Genomic DNA, 15,340 nt, shown 5'->3' with positions numbered 1-15,340 from the left:
CATCACTCTTTCGTGGCGATCACACGATAGGCCAATGCACCCAGAATGGCACCGACAATGGGGGCAACCCAGAACAGCCAGAGCTGGCCCACGGCCCAGTCACCGACAAAAAGCGCCACGCCAGTGCTGCGCGCCGGGTTGACCGAGGTGTTGGTCACCGGAATGCTGATGAGGTGGATGAGGGTCAGGCACAGACCGATGGCGATGGGAGCAAACCCGGCCGGCGCACGGCTGTCGGTGGCCCCCATGATGACAAACAGGAAGAAACCGGTCATCACCACTTCACACACCAGTGCGGCCAGCAGGCTGTAACCACCGGGGGAATGCTCGCCATAGCCGTTGGAAGCAAAGCCTGCGCTCACATCAAAACCCGCCTGTCCGCTGGCAATGACATAGAGCACGCCACCTGCCACGATCCCGCCAAGCACCTGGGCCACGATGTAGGGCAGCACGTTGGAGGCCGGGAAGCGGCCACCGGCCCAGAGCCCGACGGTCACGGCCGGGTTAAGGTGGCAACCCGAGATATGACCGATGGCATAGGCCATGGTCAGCACGGTCAGACCGAACGCCAGGGCGACGCCCAGCAGGCCGATCCCCACATTGGGGAAGGCGGCAGCCAGCACGGCGCTCCCGCAGCCTCCCAGTACCAGCCAGAAGGTTCCCATAAATTCAGCAGCAAAAGGTTTCACTCTTGTCTCTCCCATGATGATTAACACGAGAGCCAGAAAGGCTCATACGGACACTGTTATTGAACAGGCGCCATATTATGGGAGTGTGGCGGAGCAAGACGAAACCGACCCGGCTCATCGCGGATATGTGATGAAGGTCACAAGTTATTGATAAAGTAGAAAGATATCCCCCCGCCCGGTGCGCTTCTCCACGGGAGTCCTATGGAGGGACGCGACAGATTGTGACCCTACCAGCGATTTTGCCAGCAGCTCCGGCACCCGGCGCTCCCCTGCCAACACCGGGTAGCCCTCCTCCAGGGATCAGCGATAACGGCCGCGCACCGATCCGCTGGCCCGCCCGGCCATGCGAATGAGGCTCTGACGGGTGTGGAAGTGGCAGAGCGCCACCCCGAGGGCATCCGCCGCATCCGCCTGGGGGGTGGCAGAGAGCTTGAGCAGATGGGTCACCATGTGCTGCACCTGCTCCTTGGCGGCGCCACCGGTGCCCACCACCGCCTGTTTGATCTGGGTCGCCGAGTACTCGCTCACCGGCAGCAGGGCGTTGACCGCCGCGACGATGGCGCTGCCACGGGCCTGGCCGAGCTTCAGGGCAGAGTCCGCGTTGCGCGCCATGAAGACCCGCTCGATGGCGAACTCGTCCGGCTTGAACTGGGTGATGATCTCGCTCACCCCGTCATAGACCTGCTTCAGGCGAGACGGCAGCTCCCCCAGATCGGTGCGGATGCAGCCCGATCCCAGGTATTCCGCCTTGCCCGCGACGATGCGAATGACCCCGTAACCGGTGATGCGCGAACCGGGATCGATCCCCAGAATGATGCTCATGAACGGAATACCCCGCCCACTGCGGTCAGCCATCTCATCTTCGACACCTTCTTCATTGCGATCTCTTGCCCTGCTGCTCTTGATGGCCGCCAAGATAACAAACCCGCCTTCGCTTGGCTCGCTCGCTGGCACCTTTCCCGGCTGACTGCGCAAGGAGCCACCATCTCATACAGTGCTCTGCCGCTTCTCTGGCCAGTGATGCCTGCAGGTGTCACACAGCCCCTTGCCTTCGGGTCATCCCTTTGCCAGGGCGACGAGGCGCTCTGCCAGTCGATGGCTTTGCAGGTAGCTCTCGACCAGCGCCCCGTCTGCCCGCCCGACGTCAATCTGCCCATACCAGTGCTCGAGCATGGCGACAAAGCCTCGGCTCGCCAGCACGGGCTGCCAGTCGCCCGGAGCCAGAGTCTGCACTGTGTTGTCTCGCGCAAGCAGGCCACGGGTGCAGTTCTCGATATGCAATGAGAGGTTGTCGCCATAGGCATCGATGCGCTCCTCGGTCATGCCGGCGCTGCGATTCATGCTGCCGCTCACCGCCATCTGCCCGCTCTGCCAGGCGACGCTCACCCCGGCCAGCAGCTCGGGCTGCTCACTGCTGCGTCGCAGCACCGCATGCAGCTCCCCGTCCGGCTCGCCGCCATAACAGCAGAGGCTGTCGAGCACATGGATACAGTCGTCGAACAGGAACTGGCGAGGCGCCCCCGGCAGGGCGTGCCTGTGCTTTTGCCAATGGAGCTCGGTCAGCGGCTGGCCGCGTGCGGCGGCCATGGCGGGCAGATAGCGACGGTTGAAGCCCACAAACAGCGGGCAGTCTCTGGCGATGGCGAGATTGGCGAGTGCCTCCACCTCTCCTGCGTTGTCACACAGCGGCTTGTCCACAAAGGTGGGAATGCCGGCACGCAGGCACAGCTCCGCCAGTTTGCCGTGCACGGCGGTGGCAGCGTGGATCATCACCGCATCAGGTCGGCTCGCCAGCAGCGCATCGACCTCGGTAAAACACTCGCCAATCCGGTACTGGCGCGCCAGTTTGCCGAGCACCGAGGGACTCCGGGTACAGAGCAGCGGGGTGACTCGCTCGTCGTTTGCCAGCAGCGGCAGATAGGCCTTCCGGGCGATATCGCCAAGGCCAATCAGGGCAATGCGCATGGGCACTCCTCTCAAGGGGATAACCAGATAACTGCCTGCACGATCTCAGGATTTCCCTCGCAGATCCAGCCTTGGCGCCATCTCGCTCCAGGCGCCTTCTGATGCAATGCGGCATCGCCCCGCGACACCCTGGCCACCTTCCTCCATCGAAGCGACCCCCGGCGGCGCGGCGCTTGAGCGGCACACCGCGATAGCAAAACAGGCAGGGCGACAACTGTCGCCCTGCCTGTTACACCCGCACACACCGCCGCACTCGGGCGATTGGCGCTCTTCTCACGTCGAGTTACTCTGCCGATCCGGCCTGCTCTTTGGCATCCCACCACTTGCCAATCCTGGCGCCCAGCTCGGCGCAAAGCATGGCGCTGACCATGGCACCTATCATCCGGGTCATATCCGACATCTCTGTTGCAACCGGAAGCAGGGGCACGATCAGGTTAAAGGCGATGAGCCCCATCACCAGCCCGAGCCCGCTGCCTACCTTCTCTCTTCGGGATCGCGTTGTTATCGCCATCTGATTGCTCCTGACCAAACCCTTTCGACAATATTATCAAACAATGCGTTCAACAGAGGTCTTGCAATGCTTCGCACTGCCTGTGCCCCACTCTATAAACTGTTATCAGACATATTTATCGACAATTAATCCATTATATAAACGGGCTGCCAGACGTTATTCTGCCCATGAACATTATTTCGCCAGCACTGTCAGTGGAGGCAACCACATACTTCCCCCAACAGCCCTCATCCTCAATAGCGATAATCGGCCTGCGCCTTTCACAAATCACAAGAGCGTCACAATAACCCTCTTTGTGTTCAGCGTCGGGGAGATGGGCAAAGATATTGGAAAGTTGATGTTTTTCCTATGGTTGCATCACTTTTCCACTCGCATGATCAGGCTCGTTTGGCTTATCATAGCCACTCGATACCTATTGAACCGCATAGATAATTGCCTCTTCTGACACTCAGGACATATCAGACACAGCCGCTTGCGAGAATGAGCACGCCTGGCGCCGATATTAAACATCAGCCCGCGTTAATATCTTTTATATCAGCAGGTGTCGATATTTCACTCCATCCGAAGACGCTTTTCTCTGGCCTCACTGGCATGTCTGAATCTCGCTATTAAATATAAATGGCAAGGAATCGCTATGGATAAATCGTTTCGTCTTGCACCTCTCAGCTGTGTATTGATTGCCGCCGTGGGTTGCAGCTCTCAGCAGATGCAGAATTTCAAATCCACGGTCAATGATATCGGCAAGGATTACGGCATGCCGGTGCTTTGTGGGGCTGGCATGATTGCAGGAGGAGCTGCGGGCTACGCCATCAACGGGAAAAAAGGGGCTGTCGCGGGGGTTGCCCTCGGTGGGGCGCTGGGCTGCGCGGCAGGCTATATGTGGCAGTCCAGGCTACAAGAGCTTGACCGGATAGCAAAGGAAGAGAATCTCAACATCGCTACCGAGAAACTGACCGTTGCCGAGCCAGCCGCAGTGACCGGTGTCCCTCAGGACGCCGGCCTTGTGGCCCAGATCCCCGATTCCGGCATGTTCTCGAGTGGTTCTGCCCAGCTCACAGAAAGCGGCCTGCGAGTGGTCACGAAACTGGCCCAGCTCTATGCCAAACCCGCAGCCGCAGACGCCTCGGATCAGCGCCGTATCCTCCTCGTCGGCCACAGTGACGCCACCGGCCCTGCAGAACTCAACCTGCGACTCTCCGAGCAACGTGCGCGAGCCGTCGGCAAGGTCCTGGTCGCATCGGGGATCCCGGCCTCTTCCATTTACTATCAAGGCGCAGGTTCGTCGCGCCCCATCGCAGACAACAGCGACCCCTTGCTTCGCGGTCAGAATCGCCGGGTCGAAATTGTAGAACTGGCGAACGAGCAGGCTCTGGTCATGCGGGCCCAATCCGAAGAGAACAACACCCGCTATCTGCGTTACGGGGCTTCCGATACCGCCAAACCGCGTGTGGCGGCGACCAAACCGGCGGCTCAGTCCGCAAGCGGTTCAAGCAAGGTGGCGGCCACGTCGCAAACCGCCCCTCGCCAACCCGCCGCCAAGCAGAGCGCCTCAAACACCAGCACAACCAAGGCCCTGCCCGATGCCAAGGCCGCAGTGGACTTCGGCGGCAAGCCTGCCGGCACCTATCAATGGAACATGGCTCAGAACATCAAACCCAAGGCGAGTGGTTTTGCACTGATCAGCAGCGCATACGCAAGCGACATGCCGATGTCGAGCTGTGAGGCAGATAAGCCACGCAGTGCAGGCCAGGTGCTGAGCATGGCAGACGACAAGCCTCTCCCGCGCCATGCCACCAAGGAGTACATGCCCGGCTATAACAATCGCGTCTGGGCCAATACCGTCAACGGCCACCTGGTGACTGTCTCTCCGGTTTCCATCTTGCGTGACAACGCCCAGGTCGATCGTCAACCGATCCTGCAAGTCGTTCAGGGTTACAAATCCTCGAATCAGAAGAAGCCCCAGACCCTCAAGGCGGTGGCCAACACCTATGAGGGCGAGAGTGAGGTGCTATACCGCGTCTTCACCAGCGATCCCAAGGCGTCGGTGTCCTGCATGGATCTCGTGTTCAGCAAAGGCAACGCCAAGGTAAGCCAGGGAGCCCTGTTCTATCCGGCAGGTTCCGAGGCTTATGTGGCTTCGTACATGCCCATTCCCGCCACCCATTCCAAATAAGAAAACGGAGAAACTTAGTGGAAGACTTTTCTTTGGCAGCGCTCAAGACGCTGATCCTCGCCAACCAGATGCTGACCGTTGGCATTGTTTCATTCCTCGTCAGCGCCGTGGTGGTGTGGCGGCATTGGGAGCATGTCTCCTACTTCCTGATCCGGGTATGGCACAGCCTGCCGCTGATCGGCACAGTAGCCCGTCTCGCCCGCAAGCCGGCCTCGGTCGATGGCGATGGCTGGATCAACCATGAAGTGACCCTGTCAAATGTGTACTACCGCGAATACAAGAAGCATTTAAAGGGGACAGATACCTACAACGCCTCCCTCGACTACCTTGCCAAGGCAGGAGAGGCCGGCCGCTCCCCGCGCCCGGCGTGGGTGCTTGCTCTGGTGCTGGTGCTGGTGCTGGTCGAGGCAATGGGCTTTGCCTACGTGCTGGCAGGCTGGATGAACATGGATGCCTCCACCAATGACCGTCACCTGCTGGCAGCCGCAACGGCTCTGCTGCTCGCCGTCGCATCCGCATTCCTGGCTGAAGTGGCCGGACACTCCCTGCATCACAACAGCCTGATCGCCCGGGCGCGTCACTGGTGGCAAGGGGAAGAGCCCTCAAAACGCTCCCGTACCCTCAAGGCAAACAAGGCCATCAATCTGGAAGACTCCTTCTCGGACTCTGACAAACCTGACTACGAGCAGCTGCTGGCACGCCTGAAAGACGTGAATTCAGGTGTCAGCCGCAAGTTTGTCTGGCTGATTGTCTGTGCTTCGTTTGTTGCCTGCATGGCAGTGGGCGCCTTCGTGGTGCGTTCAGCCACCCTCGACAGCATCGAAACCGAGATGGTCAACAACATGCGCGCCGAAACAACGGCACAGAGTGACAGCAGCATGGGGTCGCCGTTTGACCTGCCGGAAGAGTCTCAAGCCATCAACAACGAGGCGGAAGAGGCCACCATCGAAGACAAGATGCAGGCCATCCGTGAGGCCAGCCTGACCACCTACGTCATGCTGTCGCTCATCTACATCGCCATCCAGGGGATCAGCATCTGGCTTGCCAGCAAATACCACTTTGCGGGCACCCATTCCAAAACAGCCTGGCGTCTGACACACGAATACGCGACCGCCGAAGAGATGCTGGACGCGATGGACCAGCAACGCACCGCCATTGCCAGCCATGCCGATGACAAGCTCCGCCGCTTGCAGACCCTGTTGTCGAGCCGTGACCATACCAACTCGGGTGTGCTGGGGGCGCTGGAAGGGGAGAAATCCGCCCATCGCAATTTCCTGGCCTTTATCGAGTACAAGGCAGGCACCGTGCCGCCCAAGCCGGCCCCTCAGGCGGCCCCCCAGGTCGCACCGACAGTGCAAGCCGAGCCGGCACCCGCCGTACAACCGGCTGTTGCGCAGGCAAAGGCGGCTCTCCCGCCCACCACTGACGCCCCCGGCCAGACCGACGCTGCCGTCAAGGCCGCCGATTTCCATGATGTCACTGGCCTGCCCGAAGAGAGTCTGGCAGCAGCCAGCCGCGCACTGGGGGTGGACGAAGCGCAGTTGCGTGATATCCGTGAACAGCAGATGGCCCTCAAGACCCTGGGCCTCTTTCCCACCAAGCAGAGTGCCTAATCGTGAAGATCACCCAGGTATTGCTACTGGCGTTGGCACTGCCTTGTGCAGCGTTGGCGGCCGAGCGTAACGACATACAGAGCTGCTATGAGCGCAATGGCCTGACCGACATCAAGCCTGCGGGCACCGGCCGCGAACTGGTGGTCATCATCGACCAGACCATTCCGATGCCTGACGATCTGCAGCGCAGCAGTTGGGGGCAGATCGAGCGGTTCGTGCAGGCTGGTGATCGCGTCAAGCTCTATACCTTCTCCGCCTTCTTGCCTGGCGAATACCTTCGCCTGGCCTACGCGGGGCAACTGGATATGCCGCTGGAAGGGGAGATCCGGGACGATGTCAGCATGCGCAAATTGCGCGGCCTGGACACCTGCCTGACGACGCAGACCAAGGTCTTTCGTAACGGCTTTGGCAAACAGTTCGTGAAAGCACTTCGTGATGCCCGCCAGGACATCCCCAAGAGCGAGATCATGAACTCGCTGCGCAAGGTGGGTGAAGATATGAAGGCCGAGCAAGGCGTCAATGACCGCGTCGTGTTCCTCATTTCGGACATGCTGGAGCACTCCGATTACACCAGCTTCTATGCCACCAACAAGATCAAGCAGCTCAATGTCGGTGACGAGCTCAAGCAGGCCAATAGCAAGGGGCTGTTTGCCGATCTGCAAGGCGCTCGCGTCTACGTCACGGGCGCCGGGCTGGTAACCGACGCGGTGAAACACGCCTATCGTTCCGGCAAGACCATGGATGCACTCGGTGACTTCTGGTCACAGTACTTCGAGCACTCCCATGCCACCCTGGTGAACTTCGGCGCCCCCAGCCTGAGCACGGATTTGCAATAACCGTCACCTTCACAGGCAGAGCACGCGCTTCTGCCCATCACACAAGGGCGACCAACTGGTCGCCCTTGTTATTTTGCCAACGCTGCCCCCCTTCGAGATATCGGCAAACCCGCCCCTTGGCATCAGGTTTGATCAGGCGAGCAAGAGGTGGGTCCCCATCTTTGCCGACTCTCGTAAAAGATCCCCAAGGGACGTCGTCATCTCCCCCCTTCTCCATGGGCCGAGCACGATAAGCTCCGTCGTTTGGGACCGTCATTTGGTTTTTATTTGGGACAGCCATCTTTGTGTACGGATTGTTCCATTGGAGGAACCATATCACCCACTCTGTTTCACTGATGCAAAAATCACCTGCTCAAGCAACACCCACGGTGTCGCAGCGTTGTGAAAAAACGGCCTGATAACAAAGGGCCGATAGCCCCTATTCCCCAACCCGCCTTATCAGGACAGCCACCTTTTGGAGAAAGCCTTCATCCAGCGCCCAGCACAACTCGTCATCCAGCATTTGCGATGGCATTTGTGAAACTCGGGGGATTAAAGAGAATGTCTTGGCATTGATGACGCCAATTCAGATGCGATCACACAGGCGGGGTGCTGGCGCGATACCGGACGTTGCTATGACACAAGTATTCATCACTCAAAGGGATGGTTGATGACACCGTCGCTGGTCACAGTGCCAGGCAAACTGCTGACAATGCTCTTTGTCACCCACCACTCTGATGCCCTGGCGCCGAAACAGCGTCACTTGCTTGAGCCAGCGTACCTCGTCCACCCCCAGCCGCGTCAGGATGGGGGCAAGAGAAGCCGGGATATGGCCCCGTTTGTCCACTCGGATGGCGCGACCTGTCCAGTCCACCAGCATCAGGTAATCCGCAAAGGTATATGGCAGGCTATCGGGTCGCGCTTCGTGCGCGAATGGCAACAGCAACGGCGGCAATGGGGCGGCGGACTGCTCGCCATCGAGACGCTGCTTGAGGCTGGTGTAATCGCTCTGTTCAGGCCGATCGGACAATCCCGCTCGTATAGGGTTCAGGTCAAAGTAAGTCATGCAGGCCAGCAGGGCTGATTCGGTGAGCAGGGCCTGGCTCTTGAAGCGCCCTTCCCAAAAATGGCCCTTGCAACCATCTTCCCGATTGGCCTGCCGAGCCAGGTTTTCGTTGAGCAACCGCACAAACCAGCTGATGGAATGTAACCGCTCCCGCCACTGCCCTATCAGTTGTTGCACCACAGCGAGTTCGGGCTCAATCAGAGATTCCCCCTGATACCAGCGTCGTACCAGCAGCGGCCACTGGAACAGCGCCGCCCAACGCTCGGCCACCTCTCGCTCACTCCAATTGGCAGCGGTATCCGGCTCGACCTTGAGCACCAGATGATAGTGATTGCTCATCACCGCATAGGCACACACACCGATGGCAAACAGTCGCGACAATTGGCCCAACTTGTCCACTACCCACTGACGCCGATGCTCGTAACTTTGGCCGGAGTGGGCATCTTCCCCGCACAGAAACGCCCGCCGCACAGAAACGCCCGCCGCACACAGCGACTGACCACATGATAGTAAGGCGTATCCTGCAAACTGATTTGACGTGAACGGGCAATGGTCATGGCTCACCCCTGGGCAGTGACACCTCAAGCCAAGTACAGGGCTACGCCGCTGTCAAAAAGGTGGGTGTCCCAGATTTCCCGTGTCCCAGATTTCCCGCCATCTCCTCACCCGGGAAGTGCCTCTCTCCCAGGTCGTGACCCTGGGGGATGCCTTCCTGGCAGGCCAGGTGCGCGGCCGGATCCTGGTCAATGTCCAGGGGTGATGACTGACGCGATATGAGCCGGCTCGCCTGACCAGGTCAGGCGAGCCTCTTTGTGTCCCCCTATTCAGGTCATGGAACTGAGCCGAGATGCAAACCCCATCAGCAGAACGCCTGCCCCTGGGCAGACGTTCGTGAAGGTCAAAACATCAGAAGGCCGCTTCATCAGTGCATAAGGCGCTCAGCTAACCGATCACCGAACAGCATGATGACGAGCCCGGTCAGCATAACCAACATTCCACCCAGCTTTATCAAAGATACCGGACGCTGGATGGTGCCAAGCAGACCAAAATGGTCGATGACCTGGGATGAGAGCAACTGTCCGACGATGGCCAACCCAAGCAGGGCTGACAACCCGATTTTCGGTGCGAGCACGATGTAGCTGAACAGCGCGCAAGCACCGATCAGGCCGCCGGCCAGACTCCACAGAGGCTGTGATGGAATGGCCGCAAGCGAGGTGAATAATCCGCCACGCAGCAGCGAGAAGACCCCGAGGCTGAATGCACCGGCCGCAAAGGAGAACAATGCGGCGGTGACCGAATCGCCCCCGAGTCCTCGTGCCAGCTGGCTATTCAGAGTTGTCTGCAGCGTGATCCCGAGACCTGCGGCAAAAGCGATGACGTAATACAGCGTGCTCATGGGTTGTATACCTGTCAGTGTGCCTGTGCCAGCGGCAGGAAGGCGTCAGCAAAAATGTCAGGCTCATACCCGGCGGCGGCAAACAGATGCTCACGGGACTCATCAATGGCGGCGCGAAGGCGCGTGCTGTCTACGCCCAGCACCTTGCCATGCTGCTTGACGATGCGCCCGCCAATAATGACGGTATCAATGTTGCTGCGCTCTGTCGCATGCACCACGGTGCCAAAGGCATTGCCGGACGGGTAGAGGTTGATATCGCCAACATTGATCAGAATGAGATCCGCCTGTTTTCCTGGCGTCAGGCTCCCTACCTTGTCCAGCAGCCCTGCACAGGCAGCACCATCGACAGTCGCCGATTTGAGAAGTTGGGCAGCCGGCAGCGTGGTCAGCGAGTGGTCGGAGCCGCAGCAGTGCTGCTGATGTATGCCCATCACCCGTTGCAGGTAAAATGCCACGCGCATTTCCATAAACATATCAGTGCTGTAAGAGGTTTCATTGTCGACACTGAGGCCAGGGTTGATGCCATGACGCTGCGCCGCCTGGATGGCAAACATACCGTCCTCGATGCCATAGTGCGCATCGGAGCGCGGGCAGACATTCACCCGGACACCGGCTTCTCGAAGGATCTTCCATCCCTCATCTGGCAGTGACGTACAGTGATTGAAAATATTGTCCGGGCCGAGCAGACCGCGCCGATGCAGTGACTCCAGCTCAGACGCCATAAAAGAACCAAAGAATTCCGTGACGATCGGCAGTCCCAGCCTGCGAGCCTCGGCCCACAATGCAGGCTCCAGCTGGGCCATGACAGCAAGGGAAACCAGGCTCTCTGGGTTGTCCTTGAAATATTTCTCTTGCAGGCGTTGCCAGTTACCCGGCCAATGAGCCTTGTCCCATTCCCCCGATACCGGTGCGCCGGAGGCGTGTATGGCACGGATCCCTGCATCCAGCAGGGCCTCGACGGCGGCGTCCGAATGGGCTGCGGTGCGGCTGTTATGAGAATTGTCAATGACGGTGGTGATGCCTGCATCAATGCAGCCCAGTGCCGTCAGCAGGTTGCCGATATACATATCGGCAGGGCGATAGTACTTGGCGAAAGAGAAGTGCGTGGCGTTGCTGTAGTCTTCCAGACAAGTGGCATTCGGATTGATGCGGCGCAGTTGTCCCTCCCAGGAGTGGCGATGAGAATCCACCATCCCCGGCATGGCGATCATGTTCGTAGCATTGATGATACGGGCACCATTCGCCTCCAGATTCTCGCCTATGGCCGTAATGGTTGATCCACTGATCAGAATGTCTCCACGTTCAATGTTACCCACGCTCTCATCCATGCTGAGGATCGTGGCCCCCTTGATCAAGATTGAATCTGGTATTACATCTTGATTATTAACAATATTTCTAACGTATCCGGTCATTTCAAGAGCCTCTTTTCTAGCCAATGGCAAAAAGATACGGCACTCTATTACCCTAAAAAAGATGACCAAACTGTTTTCATAATTCATGATTTTCGAATAATCATGGGAACTATCGGTAGAGTTATCGTCTCAAGGGAGAAGGGCTGTGGATCGTATTCAGGCTATGCAGATCTTTATGCGGGTTGCTGAGACCGGAAGCTTCGTGCAGGCAGCAGAGACCCTCTCACTGCCTTCCTCGACAGTCAGCAGTACGATTAAAAACCTCGAAAAATACCTGCAGGTGCGCCTGCTGAACAGAACAACGAGGCGGGTGAACCTCACCCCTGAAGGCCTGCAGTATCTTGGCCAATGCAGGGAAATACTCTCATTGATTGAACATGCCGAGTCCAGCCTGACGGAGGCTATCAAGCGGCCACAGGGGCGTTTGCGGGTTGATATGCCGAGCGGGATAGCACATTCCATCGTCATGCCGAATCTCAGAGACTTTCACCAACGTTATCCAGATATCTACCTGATGATAGGTGTGAGTGACCGGCAGGTTGATCTTGTTCAGGAAGGTGTGGACTGCGTGATCAGAACAGGAGAGCTGAATAACTCCACCCTTGTTGCTCGTCCCCTTGGCCGGTTTCGGTGGGTAACCTGCGCCTCGCCTGAATACCTTCACGAAAACGGTGTTCCCCAGTCCCCTGAAGAACTGTCTGTGCACCAGGCAGTCCACTACTTTTCGGGCCTCGCCAGGCATGCAAACGAAATGCGCTTTGTCCGCGGTAAAGAGACTCTATCGGTTACTGTGAGCGGCACCGCAGCCGTCAATGACACGGGGCTTTATATCAAGATGTGCCTCGATGGCTTTGGCCTCATCCAGCTTGCCGAGAATGTTGTACTGGAGCACCTGCAGGCAGGAAGGCTCATCGAGGTGCTAGCAGATTGGCAACCGCCATCGGTGCCAGTCACATTGCTTTATCCCCATCAGCGTTTTCTGTCTCCTGCCGTGCGTGCATTTGCTGACTGGATTGCCGAACTTGTCCACAAGACCAGCCCGGGAAGATGAATACCATCTCCATACATACGATTACCTTAAATAAAAAGGCGACCATCTGGTCGCCTTTTTTATTTCTATCGCTTTACAGTCAGGGAACTCACCGTGCCGGTCGCTTGGATCCATTTCCTTTGGCCGCAAGCTTGCCGCCCTGAGTGGCAGGTTTGGCACCCGGCTTGGCAGAGCCGGCGCGAGTGGGCGCCTTGCCTTTGTCAGCGGGTTTCCCCTGCCCTGCCGATTTACCCTGACTTGCCCCCTGCGCGACGGACTTGCCGTTGCCCGCCCCTTTCTGGAGCTGGGAGCCCACCGGCTTGCCATTGCCAGCCTTGCCGCCATTTCTGCTGGTTGCCGGGGCATTCCCTGCACCGGCCTCGCTACGGGCGGCCTTGTTGCCAGCCCCGTTGCTGCGCTGATGGGTGATGGCACTGTGGCGGGTCAGGGCAGGTTTGAGGCCTTTGCTGCGGCTGCGCTCGGCCTTGGCTTCGCCACGGCCTTCCGGCGGCACCAGGCAGTCGGGGCCGTTGCCGATCAGGTGACCCTTGCCCATCTCCAGCAGGGCTTCGCGGATCATCGGCCAACCGGCCGGATCGTGATAGCGCAGCAGCGCCTTGTGCAGGCGACGGCGACGCTCCCCTTTCACCACGAACACGTCCCCGCCCTGGCGGCTCACCTTGTTGAGCGGGTTTTTCTCGGTGTAATACATGGTGGTGGCGTTGGCGAGCGGCGACGGGTAGAAGTTCTGCACCTGATCGAGCTTGAAGCGGTTTGCTTTAATCCAGAGCGCCATGTTCACCATGTCTTCATCCGTGGTGCCCGGGTGGGCGGAGATGAAATAGGGGATCAGGTACTGCTGCTTGCCCGCCTCTTTGGAGTACTTGTCGAACAGCTCCTTGAAGCTGTAGTAGCTGCCCATGCCCGGCTTCATCATCTTGGAGAGCGGGCCCTCTTCGGTGTGTTCCGGCGCGATCTTGAGGTAGCCGCCGACGTGGTACTTGGCCAGCTCCTTGATGTAGCGCGGATCTTCCACCGCGATGTCGTAACGCACCCCGGAGGCGATCAGGATCTTCTTGATGCCCTTGAGGTCGCGCGCCTTGCGATAGAGGTTGATGGTCGGGCTGTGGTCGGTGTCCATGTGCGGGCAGATGGTCGGCCACACGCAGGAGGCGCGCCGACAGGTCTGCTCGGCCTTGGGGCTCTTGCAGCGTAAGCGGTACATGTTGGCGGTAGGGCCGCCCAGATCCGAGATGACGCCGGTAAAGCCCGGCACCTTGTCGCGGATCTCTTCGATTTCTTTCAGAATCGACTCTTCCGAGCGGCTCTGGATGATGCGCCCCTCGTGCTCGGTGATGGAGCAGAAGGAGCAGCCGCCGAAGCAGCCGCGCATGATGTTAACCGAAGTCTTGATCATGTCGTAGGCCGGGATCTTCTCGTTGCCATAGGCCGGGTGCGGCACCCGCTGGTAAGGCAGGCCGAACACCCCATCCATCTCGTCGGTTTCGAGCGGGAAGGCGGGCGGGTTGACCCAGATGATGCGATCGCCGTGGGCCTGCGACAGCGCGCGGGCGCAGCCCGGGTTGGTCTCGTGGTGCAGGATGCGGGACGCATGGGCGTAGAGCACCTTGTCCTCCTTCACCCGCTCGAACGCCGGCAGCTTGACGTAGGTCTTCTCCCATGGCTTTTGCTTAGGGGGCTGCACCAGGATGGGCTTGGCCTCCTGCTCCACCGGCGCGATACCCTCGTCATCAGAGCAAGGCGCCCCTTCCATATAGGGGTTGGGGATGGGATCGATGCGGCCAATCTGGTCGAGCTTGCTCGAATCCACCCCGCGCCAGCCCGGCAGCGGCTCCTTGCGGATGACGGCGGTGCCGCGAATGTCCTGCATGGTGTCGATGGTCTCGCCGCCTGCGATGCGGTGAGCCACCTCCACCAGCGGCCGCTCGGCGTTGCCGTAGATGAGGATGTCGGCCTTGGCGTCGATCAGGATGGAGCGGCGGATGGTCTCGGACCAGTAGTCGTAATGGGCAATGCGGCGCAGGGATGCCTCGATGCCGCCGATGACCACCGGCACCTCTTTATAGGCCTCTTTGCAGCGCTGGGTATAGACCAGGGTGGCGCGATCCGGCCGCTTGCCGCCCACATCCCCCGGGGTGTAGGCGTCGTCGTGGCGCAGTTTCTTGTCGGCGGTGTAGCGGTTGATCATGGAGTCCATGTTGCCCGCCGTCACCCCGTAGAAGAGGTTGGGCTTGCCCAGGCGCATGAAGTCATCCTTCGATGACCAGTCCGGCTGGGCGATGATGCCGACCCGAAAACCCTGGGATTCGAGCATGCGGCCGATGACCGCCATGCCGAAGCTCGGGTGATCCACGTAGGCATCCCCGGTCACCAGCACGATGTCGCAGCTGTCCCAGCCGAGCTTGTCCATCTCCGCGCGGGACATGGGCAGGAAGGGCGCCGTGCCGTAGCACTCGGCCCAGTAACGGGGATAGGAGAAGAGGTTGGTAACCGGCTGCATTTTGACCACCTGGAACAATTCGGGTCGCGCATTATACCGGCAGAGCAAGGCGGGGGCGACGGCTTTTTGCCCCTACAGAACGCGAGGGGAAGGGGCGCCTTCGAGCAGGCGCGACAGGTCGGCGTGACAGACTCCGATCTCATCAACAA

At 59.4% G+C, this 15,340-nt stretch carries 13 protein-coding genes; 5 read left to right on the top strand and 8 right to left on the bottom strand.

What is annotated here, in order from left to right:
• Window positions 1–2 precede the first annotated feature (2 nt).
• From aqpZ to AB7E19_RS01965, 4 genes are all read right to left on the bottom strand, one after another.
• Window positions 3–689 (bottom strand): aquaporin Z, encoded by a 687-nt coding sequence (gene aqpZ, locus AB7E19_RS01980; RefSeq protein ID WP_010673516.1) that lies wholly within the window; start codon window positions 687–689, stop codon window positions 3–5.
• Between the two features lie 300 nt (window positions 690–989).
• Window positions 990–1,511 carry a crossover junction endodeoxyribonuclease RuvC gene (gene ruvC, locus AB7E19_RS01975; RefSeq protein WP_010673515.1) on the bottom strand — a complete coding sequence of 174 codons (522 nt, stop codon included), beginning with the start codon at window positions 1,509–1,511 and terminating at the stop codon, window positions 990–992.
• A 234-nt stretch (window positions 1,512–1,745) separates the two neighbouring features.
• Window positions 1,746–2,654 (bottom strand): Gfo/Idh/MocA family protein, encoded by a 909-nt coding sequence (locus AB7E19_RS01970; protein ID WP_109422100.1) that lies wholly within the window; start codon window positions 2,652–2,654, stop codon window positions 1,746–1,748.
• A gap of 283 nt (window positions 2,655–2,937) precedes the next feature.
• Complete coding sequence (locus AB7E19_RS01965; RefSeq protein ID WP_039039312.1) at window positions 2,938–3,165, bottom strand: hypothetical protein; 228 nt, start codon at window positions 3,163–3,165, stop codon at window positions 2,938–2,940.
• A 634-nt stretch (window positions 3,166–3,799) separates the two neighbouring features.
• Between AB7E19_RS01965 and AB7E19_RS01960 the strand changes: the two genes are divergently transcribed.
• The 3 genes from AB7E19_RS01960 to AB7E19_RS01950 are packed head-to-tail and all read left to right on the top strand — an operon-like array spanning window position 3,800 to window position 7,787.
• A complete protein-coding gene (locus AB7E19_RS01960; protein ID WP_319883988.1) occupies window positions 3,800–5,338 on the top strand; it encodes an OmpA family protein in 1,539 nt (512 codons plus the stop codon).
• Window positions 5,339–5,355: 17 nt separating this feature from the next.
• Window positions 5,356–6,951, top strand: coding sequence for a hypothetical protein (locus tag AB7E19_RS01955; protein ID WP_322131454.1), 1,596 nt, complete (start codon window positions 5,356–5,358; stop codon window positions 6,949–6,951).
• A 2-nt stretch (window positions 6,952–6,953) separates the two neighbouring features.
• Entirely contained in the window at window positions 6,954–7,787 is an 834-nt protein-coding gene (locus AB7E19_RS01950) for a hypothetical protein (RefSeq protein ID WP_322131455.1), read from the top strand.
• A gap of 634 nt (window positions 7,788–8,421) precedes the next feature.
• Here AB7E19_RS01950 and AB7E19_RS01945 read toward each other — a convergent pair.
• Complete coding sequence (locus AB7E19_RS01945) at window positions 8,422–9,231, bottom strand: transposase (RefSeq protein ID WP_427934552.1); 810 nt, start codon at window positions 9,229–9,231, stop codon at window positions 8,422–8,424.
• A gap of 238 nt (window positions 9,232–9,469) precedes the next feature.
• Between AB7E19_RS01945 and AB7E19_RS01940 the strand changes: the two genes are divergently transcribed.
• Window positions 9,470–9,592, top strand: coding sequence for a hypothetical protein (locus AB7E19_RS01940; RefSeq protein WP_319911681.1), 123 nt, complete (start codon window positions 9,470–9,472; stop codon window positions 9,590–9,592).
• 162 nt (window positions 9,593–9,754) lie between these two features.
• On the opposite strand, the gene AB7E19_RS01935 is transcribed toward AB7E19_RS01940, so the two are convergent.
• Both AB7E19_RS01935 and AB7E19_RS01930 read right to left on the bottom strand, forming a co-directional pair.
• Window positions 9,755–10,228 carry a DMT family transporter gene (locus tag AB7E19_RS01935; protein ID WP_042014762.1) on the bottom strand — a complete coding sequence of 158 codons (474 nt, stop codon included), beginning with the start codon at window positions 10,226–10,228 and terminating at the stop codon, window positions 9,755–9,757.
• A gap of 14 nt (window positions 10,229–10,242) precedes the next feature.
• The gene (locus tag AB7E19_RS01930) at window positions 10,243–11,727 is read right to left on the bottom strand and encodes an amidohydrolase family protein (RefSeq protein ID WP_204509394.1); all 1,485 of its coding nucleotides are present in this window, start codon (window positions 11,725–11,727) and stop codon (window positions 10,243–10,245) included.
• A 58-nt stretch (window positions 11,728–11,785) separates the two neighbouring features.
• Between AB7E19_RS01930 and AB7E19_RS01925 the strand changes: the two genes are divergently transcribed.
• Window positions 11,786–12,691: a LysR family transcriptional regulator gene (locus tag AB7E19_RS01925; protein ID WP_161469721.1), complete on the top strand. Its 906-nt coding sequence runs from the start codon at window positions 11,786–11,788 to the stop codon at window positions 12,689–12,691.
• An 88-nt stretch (window positions 12,692–12,779) separates the two neighbouring features.
• Here AB7E19_RS01925 and AB7E19_RS01920 read toward each other — a convergent pair whose 3' ends face one another.
• Complete coding sequence (locus AB7E19_RS01920; RefSeq protein ID WP_322131367.1) at window positions 12,780–15,191, bottom strand: YgiQ family radical SAM protein; 2,412 nt, start codon at window positions 15,189–15,191, stop codon at window positions 12,780–12,782.
• Window positions 15,192–15,340 lie beyond the last annotated feature (149 nt).

This window comes from Aeromonas sp. (genome assembly GCF_050252055.1).
Classification (GTDB): domain Bacteria; phylum Pseudomonadota; class Gammaproteobacteria; order Enterobacterales; family Aeromonadaceae; genus Aeromonas; species Aeromonas caviae.
The sequence above is the reverse complement of the archived record's forward strand: the minus strand, read 5'-3'. Positions and strand labels throughout refer to the sequence as shown.